The sequence below is a fragment of the Stutzerimonas tianxiuensis genome (genome assembly GCF_053470365.1).
Genome location: NZ_JBPVWS010000005.1, coordinates 197,565 through 216,345 on the forward strand (window position 1 = coordinate 197,565; position 18,781 = coordinate 216,345).

Below are 18,781 nucleotides of genomic sequence, written 5' to 3' on the forward strand. Positions count from 1 at the left end.
ACGAAGCCGCAAACAGAACGCTACCGATGCGTCTGATTACAGACGAATCGGCAGCGTTCGCCCGTCAGCTCTTGCCTTTCTTGATTGCCTCTCCCGAACCGAGATCGGCTCCGGTCATCGGATCGACGGAGACGTCGGACTGGGTCCGCACCGCCATCTGCTGTACCACTTTCTGCTGCGCCTTGCTCAGATCGACGGAGGGTTTTCCATCTCCGCCGTCTACAGCCGGCTCTGGGTTCTCGACGAACTCCCACTCCGGCCCCTGGTTCCACGGGCCGCGCAAGTCGCCTTCACCCTGCGAAAGGTTGTAGTAGACGTTGGCAAATTGCGGATCACCCGGCAGTTTGCCCTGAGGGAAGTTGGGCTGAATCGCGTGCAAGGCCTTCTCGAAAGATTTCTGGTGCGCAATTTCGCGGGTCATCAGAAATTTGAGTGCATCCTTAATGCCTGGGTCATCGGTCACGTTGATCAGACGCTCGTAGACGATCTTGGCGCGCGCCTCGGCGGCAATGTTGGAACGCAGATCTGCGGTTGGTTCGCCGATGGAGTCGACATACGCCGCCGTCCAGGGCACACCCGCCGAATTGGTCAGCGCCGGACCGCCGCCGTAGAGCAGCGAGGTGATGTGCGAATCGTTACCGCCACCGGTCAGGGAGCGATACAAATCCGCTTCCTTTTCGACACCTTCGGACAACTCACCCTTAGCACCTTTGTTGAGCATGCCAACGATGGAGCCAATGACTTCCAGGTGGCTGAGCTCTTCGGTCGCAATGTCCATGAGCATGTCTTTGCGGCCTGGGTCATCCTCGGCTACGCCTTGGACGAAATAGCGCATCGCAGCGGCCAACTCGCCTTGCGGTCCGCCGAACTGCTCGAGCATCAGGTTGGCCAGTCCCGGATTCGGAGCGGCTACTCGCACGGTGTATTGAAGTCGTTTGTTATGGACGAACATGGTTCACCTCTCAGGTTGGGCTTCCCTAATTCACTGCCTCCTATGTGGTCAAAAATGGTCGCTGCGAACTGCACTGATTGCAGGCGACCCTAAAGATGGAGTGCAAGGCGCGGCAGCCGTCCGATTGTTTTTTTCAATGAAGGCCATGAGAAATAGCAATGGTTTGTCGTCGCTGTTTGACGGTCTCTCGCCCGCCACTTTGCTGTTCCCGTCATGAAAAAACGTGAACGGTTCCAAACGAGACGACTCTATCGAAACCACAGCTTTTGCTGATCGAGGTCTCAGATGCGTCATCCCCTAGGTTCCGTCCGTAACCGCTTCGCCACCTTGATGCTTGCAGCCGCAGCCCTCTCGCTCGGCAGCACGCCAGGCCTTGCTGACTCGCCACAGGTGCTCGGTTGGGTCGAGGAAGGGTTGATCCTTCCTGAAAGGGTCGCGGTGAAATTCAAGCTCGACACCGGCGCCCTGACTTCTTCCATGCACGCGGAAAACATCGATCATTTCGAGAAGGATGGCGAAGACTGGGTACGATTTACCGTCGAGCTCGAAGACATCAACACCGACAAGCAGGTGCGGACTCGCCTGGAACGCCCGCTGATCCGCGACATCAAGGTGCGTGGTGCAGGCGGCGCTGAAGAGCGGCCGGTGGTGCTGATGAAGGTCTGCCTCGGCAGCCAAATGTATGAAGAGCAGTTCTCGCTAAATGACCGGGACAAGATGAATTACCCGGTGCTGATTGGCCGCCGCACGCTGGAAAAGGTCGGCCTGGTGGATTCATCCAAGACCTTTACCATCGAGCCAAGTTGCTCCGAGCCTGAGCAGTAACAGCCATCAAACCCGACCGGGCACTGCGCGCTAGCCAGCACGCTGAGTGCTGCGGTCGGCATCGATCCGCAAGCCCGGCGCTTTTTCTGCAACTCACCCAAGCCCCTCCGGTCAACTGAACAGCAGCCTGTCGCCGCCAGCGAGGCGACATTCCTGGCTGCCTGGGCAGATCTCAGCAAAACGACCGGTCATGCGGGGGATTCGTGGAGCATCAAGGTGAATACCTGAGACAGGGCGCCATGCCATCCGACATGAGCATGGACGCACACATGCAGATGATGGAGCGACGCCGGCTCGCCACGCTCTGGTGCCATTTCGTCAATGCACTGCTGGGGCTATGGGTGCTTAGCGCCCCCTTCATCTTTGGCTACCTGAACATCGCACCAACCGATCTGGACTTGCCGAGACTGGCGGCCGAACGTGACCTGCCGAGTGTCGCCACCCGCGCGCTGCTGATGACCTGGAACGACGTCGTCAGTGGTGCGTTGATCGTGCTGTTTTCGATCCTTTCGCTGAAGCGTATCGCCTGGGCGCAATGGGCTAACACGGTCATGGGTCTCTGGCTGATGCTGGCACCGCTGCTGTTCTGGACGCCCTCGCCCGCCGGCTACGGCAATGCACTTCTGGTCGGCGGGCTGGTGATCGCCTTCTCGACCCTGGTGCCGATGATGCCCGGCATGAGCATGAGCGGCATGATGCAGAAGGCAGCCGTGCCGCCGGGCTGGGACTACAATCCATCGACCTGGCTGCAGCGGTTGCCCATCGCCTTTCTGGCGGTGATCGGCATCCTGCTGGCTCGGTACCTGGCCGGCTATCAGTTGGGGCATACCGCCGGCGCCTGGGATCCGTTCTTTGGGACCGAGCCCAACGGCACCGAGACCATCATCACTTCCGACATGTCCCGCGCCTGGCCGGTCTCCGATGCTGGGATCGGCGTCATGGCCTACATGATTGAGCTGTTGATGGCGGTGATGGGCGATGCGCGGCGCTGGCGGACCATGCCCTGGATGGTCGCCGGGTTTGGCGTGGTCGTGGTGCCATTGGGGGCCGTGAGTATCTTTTTCATCATCGCCCAGCCGATCTTCATCGACACCTGGTGCACGCTCTGCTTGGTCCAGGCGCTGGCGATGCTGGTGATGATGCCTTACGCCTTGAATGAGCTGGTGGCCATGGGGCAATTCCTTAAAGACGCCAAGAGTCGTGGTAAGCCGTTCTGGAAAACCTTCTGGCAAGGCGACGCGATGGAAGGCGCGCGCGAGGACAACACACCAGATTTCGACAACAGCCTGTCGTCCATGGCACTGAAAGGGCTTCGCGGCGTGAACCCTCCATGGGGCCTTGCGCTGCTCTGCATCCTCGGCGTCTGGCTGATGTGCACACGCCTGATATTCGGCACCGAAGGGTCAATGGCCAACAGCGACCACCTGATGGGCTCATTGTTGATCACCGTCTCGGTGCTGGCCTTTGCCGAAGTGGCGCGCCCGCTACGTTTTCTCAACCTGCCGATCGGCGCCTGGCTGATCGCCGCTCCGTCCTTTCTGGAGGGTGCCGGCTTCGCCGCCACCGTTGGCAGCCTGATCGCCGGCGTACTGGTCATTGGCCTGAGCCTGCCGCGCGGACCGATCCGCCACCGCTATGCGGGCTGGAACGCGCTGCTGCGCTAACCCATCAAAGACAAGGAGCTTTTAGATGAGCGACCGCGAACAGACTGCCGTGATCTGTGGAGGCACTGCTGGCGTAGGCCGCGCAACGGCCCATGCGTTCGCGCAGGCGGGCTTTCGTGTGGCGGTGATCGCGCGCGGTGAGCAGGGCCTGGCCGACACACGCAAAGAGCTGGAAGCGGCGGGGGCGAAGGTGTTGGCGATTTCAGCCGATGTCGCCGATGCCGAAGCGGTCGACCACGCTGCCGAGCGAATCGAAGCAGAGCTGGGCCCGATCGAGGTCTGGGTCAATGCCGCCATGGCCACAGTGTTCGGGCCGGTCAACAAGACCAGCGCCGCGGAATTCAAGCGGGTCACCGAGGTGACTTATCTGGGCTTCGTTCACGGCACGCTGGCGGCGCTACGCTATATGGAGGCCCGCAACCGGGGCACCATTGTTCAGGTCGGCTCGGCGTTGTCCTACCGTTCGATTCCGCTGCAATCCGCCTACTGCGCGGCGAAATTCGCGATCCGAGGTTTCACCGATTCCCTGCGCTGCGAACTGATCCATACCAACAGCAAGGTCCGGTTGACCATGGTCCAGCTTCCTGCGCACAACACGCCGCAGTTCGATTGGTCGCGTAACAAGATGGGCAAACGCCCGCAGCCGGTTCCGCCCATCCATACCCCAGAGGTGGCCGCACGCGCCATTTTGCGCGCCGCGACCGATGCACCGCGTGAACTCTGGTTGGGGCGCGCCTCGTTCCAGGCGATCATCGGCAACATGTTCATGCCCGGCCTGCTCGACCGGATGATGGCCAAGCAGGCCTGGAGCGGGCAGATGACTGATGAACCGGCCAGTGATGAACAGCCTGACAACCTGTTCCAGCCGGTCGACGGACTGCACCGAATCGACGGCCGGTTCGGCAGTCAGGTGAAAGACAAGGCCCTCGGTTTGAGTGCCGAAACGGTCGGCAAACTGGCCGCCGGAGGCCTGGCAGTGATCGCCGTACTCGTCATCGCGCTGGTCGCTGCCATCGCCAGCTAGGGCCATGCACGGGCGGCCTGCCACGACCGGCGACCAGCTTTCGATCATTGGCTCCGTCAACCTGCCTTGGTGTCTGTCGAGACAGCTTCGCCCGGAGTCGCTGAGTGGGACTTCAACTCCTGGCGCGCCTGCCGAACGACCGAGAAGCCGGCTGACAACGCAAGCCCGGCCATGACCAGCGCCACGACCAGATCAGGCCAGCCGGCGCCAGTGCCGAACACCCCGGCAGCGGCGATCATTACAGCGACGTTACCAATCGCGTCGTTGCGGCTGCACAGCCAGACCGAGCGCATATTCGAATCGCCCTCGCGAAAGGCATAGAGCATCAGCGCCACAACGACATTGGCAATCAACGCCAGCGCACCGATGATGCCCATGGTCAGCGGTTCGGGCACCACGTCGGCATAAATCGACCAGCCTGCGCGAGCCAGCACGAATACGCCGAACGCGAGCATCGTCAGACCTTTGACCATAGCCGCCCGCGATCGCCAGACCAGCCCCATCGACAACACCACCAGGGTGATCCCGTAGTTGGCCGCATCGCCTGCAAAGTCGATGGCATCGGCCAGCAAGGAAACCGAGCCGGAACGAAGCCCGCTGATGATTTCCACGACAAACATGAGCAGATTGATCGCCAGCGCGACCCACAACGCCTTGCGGAAGCCCGGATTGACCGCCGGGGTAGAGCAACCGGAATCACAGCATCTCGACGACATCGGATGTCCTCCTGAACTATATTCGGAGCCATTGCACACCCTGGAGCAACTCCAGGGTCAAGCCCCATTTACCGAATCAAGCCGACAAGCAGGAGGCCATGATGCGCATAGGCGAGCTGAGCACAGCGGCCGAGGTCGACGTCGAGACCATTCGCTATTACGAAAAGATCGGCTTGATGCCCGCCCCGGAGCGCGGCGCCAATGGCTATCGGTCCTATTCATCCAAGCAGCTGGCGCAGCTGACGTTCATTCGCCATTGCCGCGCACTGGACATTGGCCTGGCTGATATCCGCCGGCTTCTGGAGTTCTCTACCCACCCGGATGCCAGCTGCGGAGACATCAACCTGCTGATCGACGAGCAACTCGAACGTGTCCGCACGCGACTGGAAAACCTCCATGCCCTTGAACGTCAGTTGCAGGAATTGCGCAGCTGCTGCACTGGCAACAGCGCGATGCACGGCTGCGGCATCCTCAACGAGCTGAGCAGTGCGCCGCTGGCTGGCGACGATATGCAGCCGTAGGCAGTAGTTTCTCGTCCGTGGCCATTCCGGGGTCAGCGAGACCTGGCATGCGTACCGTTCCATCCGAGAACAAAACACGGCCTGCAGGCGCCTCGCTGGCACGGGTCGCTGCTAAGAGCTGCAAACGGGATGCTTGGCGCAACAAAGCGGCAGCGATACTCTTCGGCTCTTTTGCCGCGAGCCTTTCCAATGCCCCTGTTCGATATGCTGCTGTTGATCGCCGCCGGCTTTGCTGCGGGAGGCATGAACGCACTCGCAGGCGGCGGCACCTTCTTTTCATTTCCCGCACTGCTGGCAACCGGCTTGCCACCCGTGACCGCCAACGCGACGAATGCCGTAGCGCTCTGGCCCGCCAGCCTCGCCGCCGCCTGGGCAGCACGGTCGGCGTTGCGCCCTCTTGGCCGCTACCTGATCCCCCTGCTGCTGGCGGGCCTGGTCGGGGGTTTGCTGGGCGGCCTGTTGCTGCTGGCCAGCGGCGATGACGTCTTCAGTCTGCTCATCCCCTGGCTGCTATTGCTCGCCACCGCACTGTTCGCCGCCAGTCCCTGGCTGAGCCGCTGGCTCGCGGCGCGCCGCAAGGACACCAATGCGGTGCCGCCTCACGCCCCGACTTCGCTGGCCGCTCACGGACTAGTCTCGATCTACGGCGGCTACTTCGGCGCCGGCATGGGCATCCTGCAATTGGCCGCATTTTCCATCGAAGGCCATCAGCTGGTCCGCGCCAACGCGCTGAAAAATCTGATTTCTGCGGTGATCTACAGTGTGGCCACGGCGACCTTCGTGATTGCCGGACGGGTGAGCGGCTACGAGCTGGCGATCCTGCTGGTGGGCACCACGCTCGGCGGCTACGCGGGCGGCGCGTTGAGCAAGAAACTACCCGCAACCTGGCTGCGTTTGTTCGTCATTCTGGTCGGCAGCGTCATGACGGTTTATTACTTCAAGGCCATGTACCTGCCTTGACCGACAGGCATCTAGCCCGCTCGGCTTATGGCTTCTGCCGCAGAGCTCTGCTAGTGTCGCGCCCGATTCAGAGCAGCCGCAGAGAACAGGTTCCCGCATGGCCCGCAAGAAAGTCGCCCTCGATTTCGAACAATCCCTCGCCGAGTTACAGCAGCTGGTCGAGCGTCTGGAAAGTGGCGAGCTGTCGCTGGAGGATTCGCTGACCTGCTTCGAGCAGGGCATCGGCCTGACTCGCGATTGCCAGGCTGCACTGAGCCAGGCTGAGCAGAAGGTGCAGATTCTCCTCGAGCGCGACGGCAAACTGCAGGAAGCGCCATTCGAGGTGGACCCGGAAGCATGATCGGCGCCTACCAGAAACGCTGCCAGCAACGCGTAGACAGCTGCCTAGACACGCTCTTCTCCCCGCCTCGGCCGCAACTCGACCGTCTCTATCAGGCCATGCGCTACAGCGTGATGAATGGGGGCAAGCGCGTCCGCCCGCTCCTGGTCTACGCCTCGTGCGAAGCGCTCGAGGGCGAGGTTGCGCTGGCAGATGGTGCAGCCTGTGCTGTCGAACTGATTCATGCCTATTCGCTGGTCCATGACGATCTGCCGGCCATGGATGACGATGACCTGCGTCGCGGCCAGCCCACCACACACAAGGCCTTCGACGAAGCCTGCGCCATTCTCGCCGGAGACGGCCTGCAGAGCCTGGCGTTCGAGGCCCTGGCGCTCGATGCCCATAATCCTGCGGATCCGTCACAGCGCCTGGAGATGGTCGCCAGCCTCGCACGCGCAGCCGGACCGGCCGGCATGGTCGGTGGCCAGGCGATCGATCTTGGTTCGGTGGGTCTGAAGCTTGATCGAACCGCGCTGGAGCTGATGCACCGGCACAAGACCGGTGCACTGATCGAGGTCAGCGTGCGCCTCGGCGCCCTTGCCAGCGGCCGTGCCGACGCGTCAACGTTGTCAGCGCTGCAGCAATACGCGCAAGCCGTGGGCCTGGCCTTTCAGGTACAGGACGACATCCTCGACGTGGAAAGCGACACCGCGACGCTGGGCAAGCACCAGGGTGCCGACATCGCGCGCGACAAACCCACCTATCCGGCGCTGCTGGGCATGGACAGTGCCAAGGCTTATGCGCTGGAGCTGCGCGACCTGGCGCTCGCCGCACTCGCCCCGCTCGGAACTAGCGCCGAGCCGCTGCGCCAGCTGGCCTGCTTTATCGTCGAACGCCGCAGCTGAAAGCCAAATCGCAACTGCTCGCCGCTGTGGCTGTTCGGCCCAGCGGTGACCGTTGATGCTTGAGGCGTTCTTATCGTTGTAACCATCGGGTAAACTGCGGCTCTTTTTTCAGCCAAAATGATTCGCCCGATGCCCAAGACGTTTCATGAGATTCCTCGGGTCCGCCCTGCGACGCCCGTTCTAGATCGCGCGGCTACGCCCGAGCAGCTGCGCCGCCTAGGCGAAGCGGAACTCGAAGAACTCGCCAACGAACTGCGTCAGGACCTCCTCTACAGCGTGGGCCGGACCGGCGGGCACTTCGGTGCTGGCCTTGGCGTGATCGAGCTGACCATTGCCCTGCATTATGTCTACGACACGCCGAAAGACCGCCTGGTCTGGGATGTCGGTCATCAGGCCTATCCGCACAAAATCCTCACCGGGCGCCGCGAGCGCATGGAAAGTCTGCGTCAGAAGGATGGCCTCGCTGCCTTTCCGCGCCGCAGCGAGAGCGAGTACGACACCTTTGGCGTCGGCCACTCCAGCACTTCGATCAGCGCCGCCCTGGGCATGGCCATCGCCGCCCGCATGCAGGGCAAGAAGCGCAAGTCGATTGCAGTCATCGGCGACGGCGCGCTCACGGCCGGGATGGCCTTCGAGGCGCTAAACCACGCGCCGGAAGTCGGTGCGGACATGCTTGTGGTACTCAACGACAACGACATGTCGATTTCGCGCAACGTCGGCGGACTGTCGAACTACCTGGCTAAGATCCTCTCCAGCCGCACCTACTCGAGCATGCGCGAAGGCAGCAAAAAGGTCCTGTCGCGCCTGCCCGGCGCCTGGGAAATCGCCCGCCGCACCGAGGAATATGCCAAGGGCATGCTGGTTCCTGGCACGTTGTTCGAAGAGCTCGGCTGGAACTACATCGGCCCCATCGACGGCCATGACCTGCCGACGCTGATCGGCACCCTGCGCAACATGCGCGACCTCTCCGGCCCGCAGTTTCTGCATGTGGTCACCAAAAAAGGCAAAGGCTTCGCCCCGGCCGAAGTCGACCCGATCACCTGGCACGCGATCAGCAAGCTCGAACCCATCGGCGCACCAGTCAAGCCGAAGAAACCCAGCGGTCCCAAATATTCCAATGTGTTCGGCCAGTGGCTGTGCGATATGGCTGCGGCAGACCCGCGCCTGATGGGTATCACCCCGGCGATGAAAGAAGGCTCCGACCTGGTCGATTTCAGCGAGCGCTACCCTGACCGCTACTTCGATGTCGCCATTGCCGAACAGCATGCAGTTACCCTCGCTGCCGGCATGGCCTGCGAAGGCGCCAAGCCAGTGGTGGCGATCTATTCGACCTTCCTGCAGCGTGCCTACGACCAGCTGATTCATGACGTCGCGGTGCAAAACCTCGACGTACTCTTCGCCATCGACCGCGCCGGTTTGGTTGGCGAGGACGGTCCGACCCACGCGGGCAGCTTCGACCTGACCTATCTGCGTTGCATCCCCTGCATGCTGGTGATGACCCCAAGCGATGAGAACGAGATGCGCCGGATGCTCACCACCGGCTATCACTTCGAAGGTCCCGCCGCCGTGCGATATCCGCGTGGTACCGGCCCGAACGCAAGGTTGGAACCGGGCCTCGAACCGCTGGAAATCGGCAAGGCAGTGGTGCGTCGCGAAGGTAAGCAGGTCGCTTTGCTGGTGTTCGGTGTGCAACTGCCGGAAGCCATGCAGGTTGCCGAAGCCCTGGACGCAACCGTCGTCGACATGCGTTTCGTCAAACCCCTGGACGAGGCGATGGTTCGCCAGATGGCCGACAGCCACGACCTACTGGTGACCATCGAGGAGAACAGCATCATGGGCGGTGCTGGCAGCGCGGTCGGCGAGTTCCTCGCTTCGCAGAACCTGAGCACACCGATCCTTCATCTGGGCCTGCCCGACTATTATGTCGAACATGCCAAACCCACCGAGATGATCAAGGAGTGCGGACTGGACGCCGCCGGTATCGAAGCCGCAGTTCGGGCGCGCCTGGCAGACTTGCACAGCCGATCGTAAGGTCCAACGCCACCGCAGGTAGCAGCGAGACGGCTCGCCACACCGCGAAAGTAGCGTCATCTCGATCCGCCCCATGCTCGGCGGATCGAGGACAGCATGATTCGCGCTGGGCTTCTACAGCCGGCTTGGCAGGTCGACCTAGCGCACCATGCGCCACATCAAGATCCAATTGACCAATTCTGACCGTCGAAACGTTTGCATTGAGGCGCGTCATTCATTCGCTTGTCTTTCCCCAGCCCAGGCCGTAAGGTTCGCGCGATTTCCAATCCGCCCAGGTGTGCGCGACCTCCTGGTCCGCATTAAACGGGAAGCCGGTGCGCTCGAAGAGCAAGGCCGGCGCTGCCCCCGCAACGGTAATCGACCGTGATCAGAGGATCACCGCCCGCTCAACCGCCACTGTGCACGTCACGGGAAGGCGAGCACGGTGCGTGTCGAAAGCCCGGAGACCGGCCTGACGGATTCGACTGGTGTTGCGGAGGGCAGCACCGTCAAGCGCGGCTGCTCGTCATTCCGCCCTTGTTCCTGCCCTTCTCAAAAGCGCTGAACTTTTGAGGATCGAACCTGATGAAACTGACCCGTCTTGCCTTGGCCGTGGCGCTGCTGCCGAGCATTGCTGCCGCCCTGGAGCCTTACCAAGCTCCTCCAATGGTCATCACCCGAGCGACTGCCCTGGAAAAGCCTGCTCCGGCCAGCACTCGAGTGATCGACAGGAACGAAATCGAGCGGAGTGCAGCCAGTAGCCTGATAGAGGTGCTGAACGGGAAAGCTGGTATCCAGATCCGTGACACGCTCGGTGACGGCAACCATGCCTCCATCAGCCTGCGTGGTTTCGGGGACAACGCGGTGAACAACGTGCTGGTTCTGGTCGACGGCCGGAGGCTGAACAATCCAAGTCTCAGCGGCCCGGACCTGAATAGCGTACCGCTTGCAAACATCGAGCGGATCGAGATCTTGCGCGGCGCCGGAACAGTCCTATACGGCGACCAGGCTGTCGGTGGGGTGGTCAACATCATTACCCGTCGCCCATCGGGCAACGAAGCCTATATCGAAACCACTCAAGGCAGTCACGACTTGGAGGCGTACCGTGGCCATGTGTCTCAAGCGCTCTGGGGCGGTCTTTCCGCATATATCACCGGCGAGACCCGGAATACGGACAACTATCGCGACCACAACGACGCCAGCTACCGCGACCTGTTCGGACGCCTCCGCTATGACCATGACAGCGGCTGGCTTCTGTACGAATACCAGAACATCGACGATGAGCTGCTCTACCCGCGCAGCCTCACCATCGCGCAACGCCGCGCCGACCGCAGAGCAAGCACCTCGAACGAATGGAACAACAGCAAGACGGACGTGCATCGCTTTGCGGGCGAACAGGCGTTAGGTCGCCATTGGACCGCGAACCTGGACTACAGCATCAGAGACAGCGATGGGGCGGGCCTGATTTCAGGTAGTCCGTTCACAGAACGGACCCGCGTCGAAACCATCAGCCCTCGCCTCACCGCCAATTGGGACAGTACGTCAGGCCGCGGCGAGTGGCTGTTGGGCTTCGATTACCTGAAGGCTGATTACCAGGCAGCGTATGCGTTCTACCCGACGCTAAGCAGCGACGCCGAGCAAACGCAGCGAGACTGGTACACGCAAGTCAACCAACCGCTAACCGATCGCCTGACTCTAAGCCTCGGCTATCGCATCAGTGAAGTGAATGACAGACACAACGGCCGTACGCGCAGCGACAGCGAAGACAGCTCGAGCGTAGCGCTGAGCTGGCAGGTGACTGACCAGACTCACGCATTCATTAAACGCGAGGAAGTTCTGCGCTGGGCCAACGTCAACGAAAACGCGCTCGTCGAGCCTGGCATCGAATTTCTCAAACCACAGACGGGCGAGTCATGGGAAGCGGGAATCGCCTGGCAAGACGCCACCCAACTCTACCAGGCCAGCCTCTACCGGCTCGATCTCGACGATGAGTTGCTCTTCGCGCCTTATGCCTTTGGTGGCTGGGGCGCTAATGTAAACTTGAACCAGACTCGGCGCGAAGGCCTGCTGATCGAGGCTGAGCGTAAACTGACCGATCGACTTCGCGTCGGAGGCCAATACAGTTTTACCGATACGGAGCTGCGTGCAGGTGCCAACAAGGGCAATGAAATCCCCTGGGTATCACGCCACAGTGCCGCCATGCATCTGGACTACCAGATCATTGCTAATCTTCACGGATATCTTGAGGCCATCTATACAGGCCCGCGTTACTTAGCCAGCGATGACGGCCTGGCGCTACCAAAGGAGGGTGGTTATACGTTGTTCAATGCCGCTATCCGGTACGAATACCGAAACCTCAACGCCAAACTTCGCATCAATAACCTGACTGGAAAGCGCTACGACAGCTACGCCGTTTACAACAGCTGGCAAGCAGGCAACAAGGCTTTGTACCCAGCGCCAGAAGAAGATATTCAGCTAAGTGTGGGCTATCGCTTTTGAACCCAGGGGGATAAGGCCGGCTGTCCAGTTCGCAGTGGAGTGCGGGCGTCTTGCGCCCGGTCAGTAAACCGCCTGCCCCATCACCTCGCAGAGCTTCTCGATCGCCCCAAGCATCTGGAAGCTCGGTCGCTCAAGCCCCTTGTCGGGCACTTCCCAGAGTTGCCCTTTACGCACTGCTTTCAGCTGGGGCCAGGCGCTCCATTCGGACAGCTGAGCACCGCTGCCGGCCAGGATTACGTCAGGGTTCCGAGACAGCACGGACTCCACGCTGACCTGCGGCGCGGGCAGCTGTAGATCGGCGAAGACGTTGCGACCACCGCAGATTTCGATGGCTTCACCAATGATCTGAGGTCCGCCGAGCGTGTAAAGCGGGCGATTCCATATCTGGTAGAAGACATCCAGCGGGGGCTCACGGCGATAGCGCTGACGTAGCTGATCCAAACCCTGATTGAACTGGCGCTGGAGTGCTTGTCCCTGTTCGCTTCGCCCCACGCGTTGACCGATCACGGCAAACTGGTTGGCGAGTTGCGCTAGGGAGGTCGGCTGAGCGACAAGTACCGGAATGCCAAATTGAGTGAGCTGGTCGCGCTGCGCACGGCTGATACTGTCTGGCCAGAGCAGCACCAGGGTTGGCTGCAGCTCGAGCAGGCTCTCCATTTCGAGCTGTCCCACACGCCCGACCGAGGGCACCCCCGCCAGCGCCGCCGGCCGCTCGCCGCCGTCGAGAACGCCGACCAGAAGATCGCTGGCGTCCAGCTCCAGCATGATCTCGCTGAGCGAGGGCGCCAGGCTGATTACGCGCTCGACGGCCGGCAATTGCGGCGAAACCAGCAGCGCCAGGCACAGCAGCAACGCATGCATCACTGAAGCTGACGTGGGACGCGATAGAGAACAAGCAGCATCAGGCTGCCGCACACCAGCAGCAGCTGTGCCACCGGCTCGACCCCGAGCGGTGCGCCAACCGCAGCGACCCAGGCCGGCAGCCCGGCAATCCGCAGTGCGCGTAGACGAACATTTCGCAACGCGGACCACGCTGAGGGCTCGGCATCGCTGTCGAACGCTCGCTCGGTTTTAATCAGGGCATGCTTGTACGCGGTGAAGCGCGGCAAGCTGAGAAACAACAGGCCCAGGCCGATAAAGAACAACGGGAACGCAAGGAAATCTTGGTGGCTACCAGTCAGCTCGGGAAGCTGGTTGGCAGCAAGCACCGGCACTACTACCAGCAGCAGTTGCAGCCAGCCGTCACGTGACAGCTGGCGACGGGCAGCAGCACGATTCACGACTGCTCGGCTTCGCCCTGATGGATTTCGCCGAGCATGTGACCGAGCTTGCCGGCCTTGGTAGCGAGGTACTTTTCGTTATGCGGGTTGTGTGCGATTTCCAGCGGCATGCGCTGGGCTACACGAATGCCGAACCCTTGCAGCGCCTTTACCTTGCGTGGGTTGTTGGTCATCAGCTTGATTTCGGCGATACCCAGATGCTCGAGCATTGGCAGGCAGATGGCGTAGTCACGCATGTCCGGGGCAAAGCCCAGGCGTTCGTTGGCCTCGACAGTATCGGCGCCTGCATCCTGCAGCTCGTAGGCGCGGATCTTGTTCAGCAAGCCGATGCCGCGGCCTTCCTGACGCAGATACAACAACGCCCCACGACCCTCGTCGGAGATCGCACGCAGCGCAGCTTCTAGTTGAAACCCGCAATCGCAACGCAGGCTGAACAGGGCATCACCGGTGAGGCACTCGGAATGCAGGCGACCCAAAACGGGCTTGCCGTCGGCCACATTGCCCAGGGTCAGTACGACATGTTCCTTGCCAGTGTCCTGATCGAGAAAACCATGCATGGTGAACACACCGAACGGCGTCGGCAGTTGGGAAGCGGCGACGAACACGACTGACACCGGAGAAACTCCAGAAGGCGGAAAAGCGGATATTGTAACAGCAGTGCTGCGGCAAGCTGTATCGGAAGATACCGCAGACCTCGGTGGATATAGGCAAGCCTCTATCACGAGGGGCCTCGCCTATATCTTCGATTCGAGCTTCAGAACGCCTTGATCCTCGCGCCAGCTGACGCGACTGAGAAAGCTCATGCCAAGCAGGGCGTCGGTAGGTGAGCTGCCTTCCACCACCACGGCTTCGACCCCGAGCACGTCGATCGCGCCGACTTTCACGCTGTTGAGGTTGACCCGCCAGGCCTTGGCCGTGCCGCTTGCCGTGCCGACGACGATTTGCCGACCATCGACCCGATAGTCGATACCGAGGCGCCGCGCCTGGATTTCGTTGATCGCCACCGAGGTGGCGCCGGTATCGACGAGAAACTGAACGGGCTGTCCATTGACCGAACCGGCTATCCAGTAGTGACCGCCCTGCCCCTGAGCGATGCTCAGTTGGCGACGATCAGGCTCGGCAAACCCGGAACTCAGTTCACGGGAAAGCCCGTAATTGCGCTCGACGCCATCTACCCGCAGAACGGCGCCTTTCGAATCTGCGCTGACCACCTCTACACCGCCCGGCCCCACCTGGCCAACCCGTACGAGCTTGCGCTGACCATCGACATTCAATACCGCAGCGCCAGGAAACAGGCCGACAACCTGCACCCGGGGCGCGGCCGTGACAGCGAGCGAGACGAGCGAAAGGCTAACGGCGAACAGCAGGGCAACAGGGCGCATCAGCGGCGGCTCCTAGAATCTGGGCAGGTCGCATTCTTTCATAGAGCATCCAGGCCTTGCAGCGATCCGATGCACAGCCAGAGCCCAAGCCGGGTCAGGCCAGCAACCGCACTCCAATATGCATCACACCGCAAGCGGCGAAGCCGGCGAGGATGTCGTCAAGCATGATGCCCAGCCCACCATGCACCTGACGATCCACCCAACTGATCGGCCAGGGCTTGAGGATATCCAGCAGACGGAACACGACAAAACCGAGCAGCAGCCAGTACCAGCCCGCCGGCACCAGCCAGAAGGTAATCCAGATACCGGCGAACTCGTCCCAGACAATGCCCTCGTGGTCATGCACGCCCAGATCCTGGGCGACCTTGCCACATAACCAGATGCCGAACAGCATGCTGGCGAGGATTAGCGCGCCGTAGCCCCACGCCGGCAGCATCTGCCACAGGGGCACGAACGCCAGCGCCACAAGGGATCCCCAGGTGCCGGGTGCCTTGGGCAGCGTGCCGGAGCCGAAACCAAAGGCCAGGTTATGCCACGGATTGCTCCACACCGAATGAGGGATTGGTTCGGCGACAGGCTGCAGGGAATCGGTCAAACGGTGGTCCTCTTGTTCTAATCGAGCAGCAACGGCTCAGCTCGTGAAGTGGTTGTAGCCCTGATGGCTGACGTCCACGAAATGCCCTTCTGCATCGACCAACCGAACGCCCTCACCCGCGGCCACGTGGCCGATCGCATGAATGGGCCAGCCTTCAGCCTGCATGATGGGAAACGCATCAGCTGGCAAGGTAAACGCAAGAACGTAGTCATCGCCTCCTGCCAAGCCGCACTGCAGCGCCCGCTGGGCACCGGCAAAACGCAGCAGCGAATCCGACAGCGGCACCCTCGCTTGCTCGACGACCAGCGAAACAGAGGACGCGTTGGCAATATGCGTGCAGTCGGCCAAGAGGCCATCGGAGATGTCCAACGCCGCGGTTGCCTTGCCCCGCAGCGCCTGACCGAGCGCGAGCTGCGGTTGCGGCGACCAGTAGCGCCTTAGCAGCGCTGCAGCCTCGACTGAGCTCGCTTCTCGCTCGCCGAGCACCACCGGCAACGCCCCGGCCGCATCGCCAAGCGCTCCACCAACACACAGCAAATCGCCTGGTTGCGCGCCGCTGCGCAACAACGCCTGACCTACCGGTACGCGCCCAAAGACCGTCAGCGTCATGCTCAGCGGGCCGCGCGTAGTGTCGCCGCCGATCAGGCGCATGTCACAGCCAGCAGCCATGGTGTCGAGACCACGGGCGAACTCACTCAGCCAGTCGGGATCAACGGAAGGAATCGTCAGCGCCAGCGTGAAACCAATGGGCGTCGCGCCCATCCCGGCGAGATCGCTGGTCGATACAGCCAACGCACGCTGACCAAGCAGATAGGGATCGCACGGATCGGAGAAATGCACGCCAGCGACCAGCGTGTCTGTGGAAACTGTCAGCTGCTCGCCGACCGGGACGGTCAGCAACGCGCAGTCATCGCCGATGCCCAACGCGACATCGCCGCCAGCCCTGGCACAAGCGGCGGCGGCGAAGTAGTGGCGGATCAGCTCGAACTCACCCATCAGCCGGATGGCTCAGCGCTTGTGTGCGCTGACCTCGGCACTGCGCAGGCTGGGCGCCAGCTTGTCCAGCACACCATTGACGAACTTGTGCCCGTCAGTGGCGCCGAACACCTTGGCCAGCTCGATGCCCTCGTTGATCACCACGCGATACGGGACGTCGACGCGATGCATCAGCTCGAAAGTGGACAGGCGCAGAACCGCCAGTTCAACCGGGTCGAGCTCTTCGAGCGAACGATCGAGATGCGGCACGATGGCGCCGTCGATTTCAGTCTTCGCGCGCGCAACGCCAGTCAGCAGCTCATGGAAGTAGTTGCCATCGACGCCGGAGAAATCGTTGTCGACGCGAAACTGCGCCTCGATTTCGTTGAGGCTTTGGCCGGCCATGTGCCACTGGTACAGCGCCTGCATTGCCAGGCTACGCGCGACGCGGCGCGTTGCGATCTTGCCCTTGGCCTTTGGCTGCGGAGCATCCTGACTGTCGTCGTGATTAAGGCTCACTTGGCCTCCAGCTGCGCCAGCAGACTCACCATTTCAAGCGCAGACAGGGCAGCTTCGGCGCCTTTGTTGCCAGCTTTGGTGCCGGAGCGCTCGATAGCCTGTTCGATGGAATCGACAGTCAACACGCCGAAGGCGACCGGCACACCGAACTCCATGGAAACCTGCGACAGGCCCTTGGTGCATTCGCCAGCCACGTATTCGAAGTGCGGTGTGCCACCACGGATGACCGCGCCGAGGGCGATGATCGCGTCGTACTCGCCCTGCTGGGCAACTTTCTGTGCGACCAGCGGAATCTCGAAGGCACCCGGCGCGCGGATGATGGTGATGGCGTCTTCGGCGATGCCGTGGCGCACCAGCGCATCGACGGCGCCACTCACCAGGCTCTCGACAACGAAGCTGTTGAAGCGGCCAACGACCAGGGCGAACTTGCCCTGCGGGGCGATGAAGGTACCTTCGATGGTCTTCAGTGTCATAGGTGGTTTCTCATCTCTTTAAAGAACGAAGGCGCCGCGTTGCAACGCGGCGCCCTGACATCGTTTATTCGGCGGGCAGGTATTCTACAACTTCCAGATCAAAGCCGGATATCGCATTGAACTTCATCGGCGAGCTCAGCAAGCGCATCTTTCGAACACCGAGGTCGCGGAGGATCTGAGATCCGGCACCCACGGTGCTGTAAGTTGCCGGGCTCGGAGATTGCTGACGGTTGAGCTGAGCCAGCAGATGCGGTCCGGTCAGCGGATTACCCAGCAGCAGTACCACGCCGCTGCCGGCTTTTGCCACTTCGCTCATCGCCGCGCGCAGACTCCAGCGCCCCGGCACGGTCACCAGCAACAGGTCGCGCAGGGGCTCCATGTTGTGCACGCGCACAAGGGTTGGCTCTTCAGGGGAAATCTCACCGCGCGTCAACGCCATGTGCACCGTGTCTTCCACGTCGTCGCGATAGGTGACCAGCGTGAACTGACCCAGCTCGGTTTCCAACGGCTGCTCGGAAACCCGCTCGACGGTGCGTTCGTGAATCATGCGGTAGTGGATCAGGTCGGCGATGGTGCCGATCTTCAGGCCGTGCTGCTCAGCGAAAAGCTCGAGCTCTGGGCGACGCGCCATGGTGCCGTCGTCATTCATGATTTCGCAGATCACACCAGACGGCTCGAAGCCGGCCATGCGCGCGAGGTCACAGGCCGCTTCCGTATGCCCGGCGCGCGCCAGGACGCCGCCCGGCTGCGCCATCAGGGGGAAGATATGACCGGGGCTGACGATGTCTTCGGCCACGGCATTCCTTGCCACGGCGGCCTGCACGGTGCGTGCGCGGTCAGCGGCAGAGATACCGGTGGTGACACCCTCAGCCGCCTCGATGGAGACGGTGAATTTGGTGCCAAAGCCGGAGCCGTTGCGCGGCGCCATCAGCGGCAGCTGAAGGGTTTCGCAGCGCTCGCGTGTCATCGGCATGCAGATCAGGCCGCGGGCGAAACGAGCCATGAAATTGATGTGCTCGGCAGTCACGCATTCGGAGGCGATGATGATGTCGCCCTCGTTTTCCCGGTCCTCGTCATCCATGAGGATGACCATCTTGCCGGCGCGAATATCTTCGATCAGTTCTTCAGCGGTGTTCAGAGCCATGGTGGCCATTCCTTCTAT

20 protein-coding genes and 1 riboswitch are annotated in these 18,781 nt (G+C 61.8%); of the genes, 9 read left to right on the plus strand and 11 right to left on the minus strand.

The window, feature by feature from the left end; genetic code table 11:
* Window positions 1-64: 64 nt before the first annotated feature.
* The gene (locus ACSSNI_RS09020) at window positions 65-952 is read right to left on the minus strand and encodes a manganese catalase family protein (protein ID WP_148925233.1); all 888 of its coding nucleotides are present in this window, start codon (window positions 950-952) and stop codon (window positions 65-67) included.
* Window positions 953-1,237: 285 nt separating this feature from the next.
* Here ACSSNI_RS09020 and rloA3 point away from each other — a divergent pair, with 285 nt between their 5' ends.
* From rloA3 to ACSSNI_RS09035, 3 genes are all read left to right on the plus strand, one after another.
* Entirely contained in the window at window positions 1,238-1,777 is a 540-nt protein-coding gene (gene rloA3 / locus ACSSNI_RS09025; RefSeq protein WP_200636739.1) for a retropepsin-like aspartic peptidase RloA3, read from the plus strand.
* Window positions 1,778-2,016: 239 nt separating this feature from the next.
* Entirely contained in the window at window positions 2,017-3,441 is a 1,425-nt protein-coding gene (locus ACSSNI_RS09030) for a vitamin K epoxide reductase family protein (protein WP_234484431.1), read from the plus strand.
* A gap of 25 nt (window positions 3,442-3,466) precedes the next feature.
* Window positions 3,467-4,465, plus strand: a complete 999-nt coding sequence (locus tag ACSSNI_RS09035; protein WP_200636741.1) for an SDR family oxidoreductase — start codon at window positions 3,467-3,469, stop codon at window positions 4,463-4,465.
* A gap of 56 nt (window positions 4,466-4,521) precedes the next feature.
* On the opposite strand, the gene ACSSNI_RS09040 is transcribed toward ACSSNI_RS09035, so the two are convergent.
* Complete coding sequence (locus ACSSNI_RS09040) at window positions 4,522-5,181, minus strand: cation efflux transmembrane domain-containing protein (RefSeq protein WP_200636742.1); 660 nt, start codon at window positions 5,179-5,181, stop codon at window positions 4,522-4,524.
* 98 nt (window positions 5,182-5,279) lie between these two features.
* Here ACSSNI_RS09040 and cadR point away from each other — a divergent pair, with 98 nt between their 5' ends.
* From cadR to ACSSNI_RS09070, 6 genes are all read left to right on the plus strand, one after another.
* Window positions 5,280-5,702 carry a Cd(II)/Pb(II)-responsive transcriptional regulator gene (cadR, locus tag ACSSNI_RS09045; protein ID WP_234484328.1) on the plus strand — a complete coding sequence of 141 codons (423 nt, stop codon included), beginning with the start codon at window positions 5,280-5,282 and terminating at the stop codon, window positions 5,700-5,702.
* 189 nt (window positions 5,703-5,891) lie between these two features.
* Window positions 5,892-6,662, plus strand: a complete 771-nt coding sequence (locus ACSSNI_RS09050) for a sulfite exporter TauE/SafE family protein (protein WP_102837023.1) — start codon at window positions 5,892-5,894, stop codon at window positions 6,660-6,662.
* 97 nt (window positions 6,663-6,759) lie between these two features.
* Window positions 6,760-7,002 (plus strand): exodeoxyribonuclease VII small subunit, encoded by a 243-nt coding sequence (locus ACSSNI_RS09055; protein WP_102837024.1) that lies wholly within the window; start codon window positions 6,760-6,762, stop codon window positions 7,000-7,002.
* Window positions 6,999-7,886: a polyprenyl synthetase family protein gene (locus ACSSNI_RS09060; RefSeq protein ID WP_200636743.1), complete on the plus strand. Its 888-nt coding sequence runs from the start codon at window positions 6,999-7,001 to the stop codon at window positions 7,884-7,886. Before ACSSNI_RS09055 ends, ACSSNI_RS09060 begins: the two co-directional genes overlap by 4 nt.
* 129 nt (window positions 7,887-8,015) lie before the next feature.
* A complete protein-coding gene (gene dxs, locus ACSSNI_RS09065) occupies window positions 8,016-9,917 on the plus strand; it encodes a 1-deoxy-D-xylulose-5-phosphate synthase (RefSeq protein WP_200636744.1) in 1,902 nt (633 codons plus the stop codon).
* 255 nt (window positions 9,918-10,172) lie between these two features.
* Window positions 10,173-10,386, plus strand: a riboswitch (cobalamin riboswitch).
* Window positions 10,387-10,481: 95 nt separating this feature from the next.
* Complete coding sequence (locus ACSSNI_RS09070) at window positions 10,482-12,395, plus strand: TonB-dependent receptor (protein WP_234484329.1); 1,914 nt, start codon at window positions 10,482-10,484, stop codon at window positions 12,393-12,395.
* A gap of 60 nt (window positions 12,396-12,455) precedes the next feature.
* Here the strand turns inward: ACSSNI_RS09070 and ACSSNI_RS09075 are convergent, their stop codons facing one another.
* From ACSSNI_RS09075 to ribBA, 9 genes are all read right to left on the minus strand, one after another.
* Entirely contained in the window at window positions 12,456-13,256 is an 801-nt protein-coding gene (locus tag ACSSNI_RS09075; protein ID WP_200636745.1) for a cobalamin-binding protein, read from the minus strand.
* A complete protein-coding gene (locus tag ACSSNI_RS09080) occupies window positions 13,256-13,675 on the minus strand; it encodes a hypothetical protein (protein WP_102837030.1) in 420 nt (139 codons plus the stop codon). Before ACSSNI_RS09080 ends, ACSSNI_RS09075 begins: the two co-directional genes overlap by 1 nt.
* A complete protein-coding gene (gene ribA / locus ACSSNI_RS09085; RefSeq protein ID WP_102837031.1) occupies window positions 13,672-14,289 on the minus strand; it encodes a GTP cyclohydrolase II in 618 nt (205 codons plus the stop codon). Before ribA ends, ACSSNI_RS09080 begins: the two co-directional genes overlap by 4 nt.
* Window positions 14,290-14,409: 120 nt before the next feature.
* Window positions 14,410-15,057, minus strand: coding sequence for a retropepsin-like aspartic protease family protein (locus tag ACSSNI_RS09090; RefSeq protein WP_148925241.1), 648 nt, complete (start codon window positions 15,055-15,057; stop codon window positions 14,410-14,412).
* Between the two features lie 94 nt (window positions 15,058-15,151).
* Complete coding sequence (locus ACSSNI_RS09095) at window positions 15,152-15,652, minus strand: phosphatidylglycerophosphatase A family protein (protein ID WP_200636746.1); 501 nt, start codon at window positions 15,650-15,652, stop codon at window positions 15,152-15,154.
* Window positions 15,653-15,688: 36 nt separating this feature from the next.
* Window positions 15,689-16,648, minus strand: coding sequence for a thiamine-phosphate kinase (gene thiL / locus ACSSNI_RS09100; protein ID WP_200636747.1), 960 nt, complete (start codon window positions 16,646-16,648; stop codon window positions 15,689-15,691).
* 12 nt (window positions 16,649-16,660) lie between these two features.
* Entirely contained in the window at window positions 16,661-17,146 is a 486-nt protein-coding gene (gene nusB, locus ACSSNI_RS09105; RefSeq protein ID WP_200636749.1) for a transcription antitermination factor NusB, read from the minus strand.
* A complete protein-coding gene (gene ribH, locus ACSSNI_RS09110) occupies window positions 17,143-17,619 on the minus strand; it encodes a 6,7-dimethyl-8-ribityllumazine synthase (protein WP_019340068.1) in 477 nt (158 codons plus the stop codon). Before ribH ends, nusB begins: the two co-directional genes overlap by 4 nt.
* 64 nt (window positions 17,620-17,683) lie before the next feature.
* Entirely contained in the window at window positions 17,684-18,763 is a 1,080-nt protein-coding gene (gene ribBA / locus ACSSNI_RS09115; protein ID WP_159967099.1) for a bifunctional 3,4-dihydroxy-2-butanone-4-phosphate synthase/GTP cyclohydrolase II, read from the minus strand.
* Window positions 18,764-18,781: the final 18 nt, after the last annotated feature.

Bases quoted from the DNA above. Each gene is read 5' to 3' on its own strand.
- ACSSNI_RS09020 (WP_148925233.1), bottom strand. From the start codon at position 952: ATGTTCGTCCATAACAAACGACTTCAATACACCGTGCGAGTAGCCGCT.
- rloA3 (WP_200636739.1), top strand. From the start codon at position 1,238: ATGCGTCATCCCCTAGGTTCCGTCCGTAACCGCTTCGCCACCTTGATG.
- ACSSNI_RS09030 (WP_234484431.1), top strand. From the start codon at position 2,017: ATGCCATCCGACATGAGCATGGACGCACACATGCAGATGATGGAGCGA.
- ACSSNI_RS09035 (WP_200636741.1), top strand. From the start codon at position 3,467: ATGAGCGACCGCGAACAGACTGCCGTGATCTGTGGAGGCACTGCTGGC.
- ACSSNI_RS09040 (WP_200636742.1), bottom strand. From the start codon at position 5,181: ATGTCGTCGAGATGCTGTGATTCCGGTTGCTCTACCCCGGCGGTCAAT.
- cadR (WP_234484328.1), top strand. From the start codon at position 5,280: ATGATGCGCATAGGCGAGCTGAGCACAGCGGCCGAGGTCGACGTCGAG.
- ACSSNI_RS09050 (WP_102837023.1), top strand. From the start codon at position 5,892: ATGCCCCTGTTCGATATGCTGCTGTTGATCGCCGCCGGCTTTGCTGCG.
- ACSSNI_RS09055 (WP_102837024.1), top strand. From the start codon at position 6,760: ATGGCCCGCAAGAAAGTCGCCCTCGATTTCGAACAATCCCTCGCCGAG.
- ACSSNI_RS09060 (WP_200636743.1), top strand. From the start codon at position 6,999: ATGATCGGCGCCTACCAGAAACGCTGCCAGCAACGCGTAGACAGCTGC.
- dxs (WP_200636744.1), top strand. From the start codon at position 8,016: ATGCCCAAGACGTTTCATGAGATTCCTCGGGTCCGCCCTGCGACGCCC.
- ACSSNI_RS09070 (WP_234484329.1), top strand. From the start codon at position 10,482: ATGAAACTGACCCGTCTTGCCTTGGCCGTGGCGCTGCTGCCGAGCATT.
- ACSSNI_RS09075 (WP_200636745.1), bottom strand. From the start codon at position 13,256: ATGCATGCGTTGCTGCTGTGCCTGGCGCTGCTGGTTTCGCCGCAATTG.
- ACSSNI_RS09090 (WP_148925241.1), bottom strand. From the start codon at position 15,057: ATGCGCCCTGTTGCCCTGCTGTTCGCCGTTAGCCTTTCGCTCGTCTCG.
- thiL (WP_200636747.1), bottom strand. From the start codon at position 16,648: ATGGGTGAGTTCGAGCTGATCCGCCACTACTTCGCCGCCGCCGCTTGT.
- ribH (WP_019340068.1), bottom strand. From the start codon at position 17,619: ATGACACTGAAGACCATCGAAGGTACCTTCATCGCCCCGCAGGGCAAG.
- ribBA (WP_159967099.1), bottom strand. From the start codon at position 18,763: ATGGCTCTGAACACCGCTGAAGAACTGATCGAAGATATTCGCGCCGGC.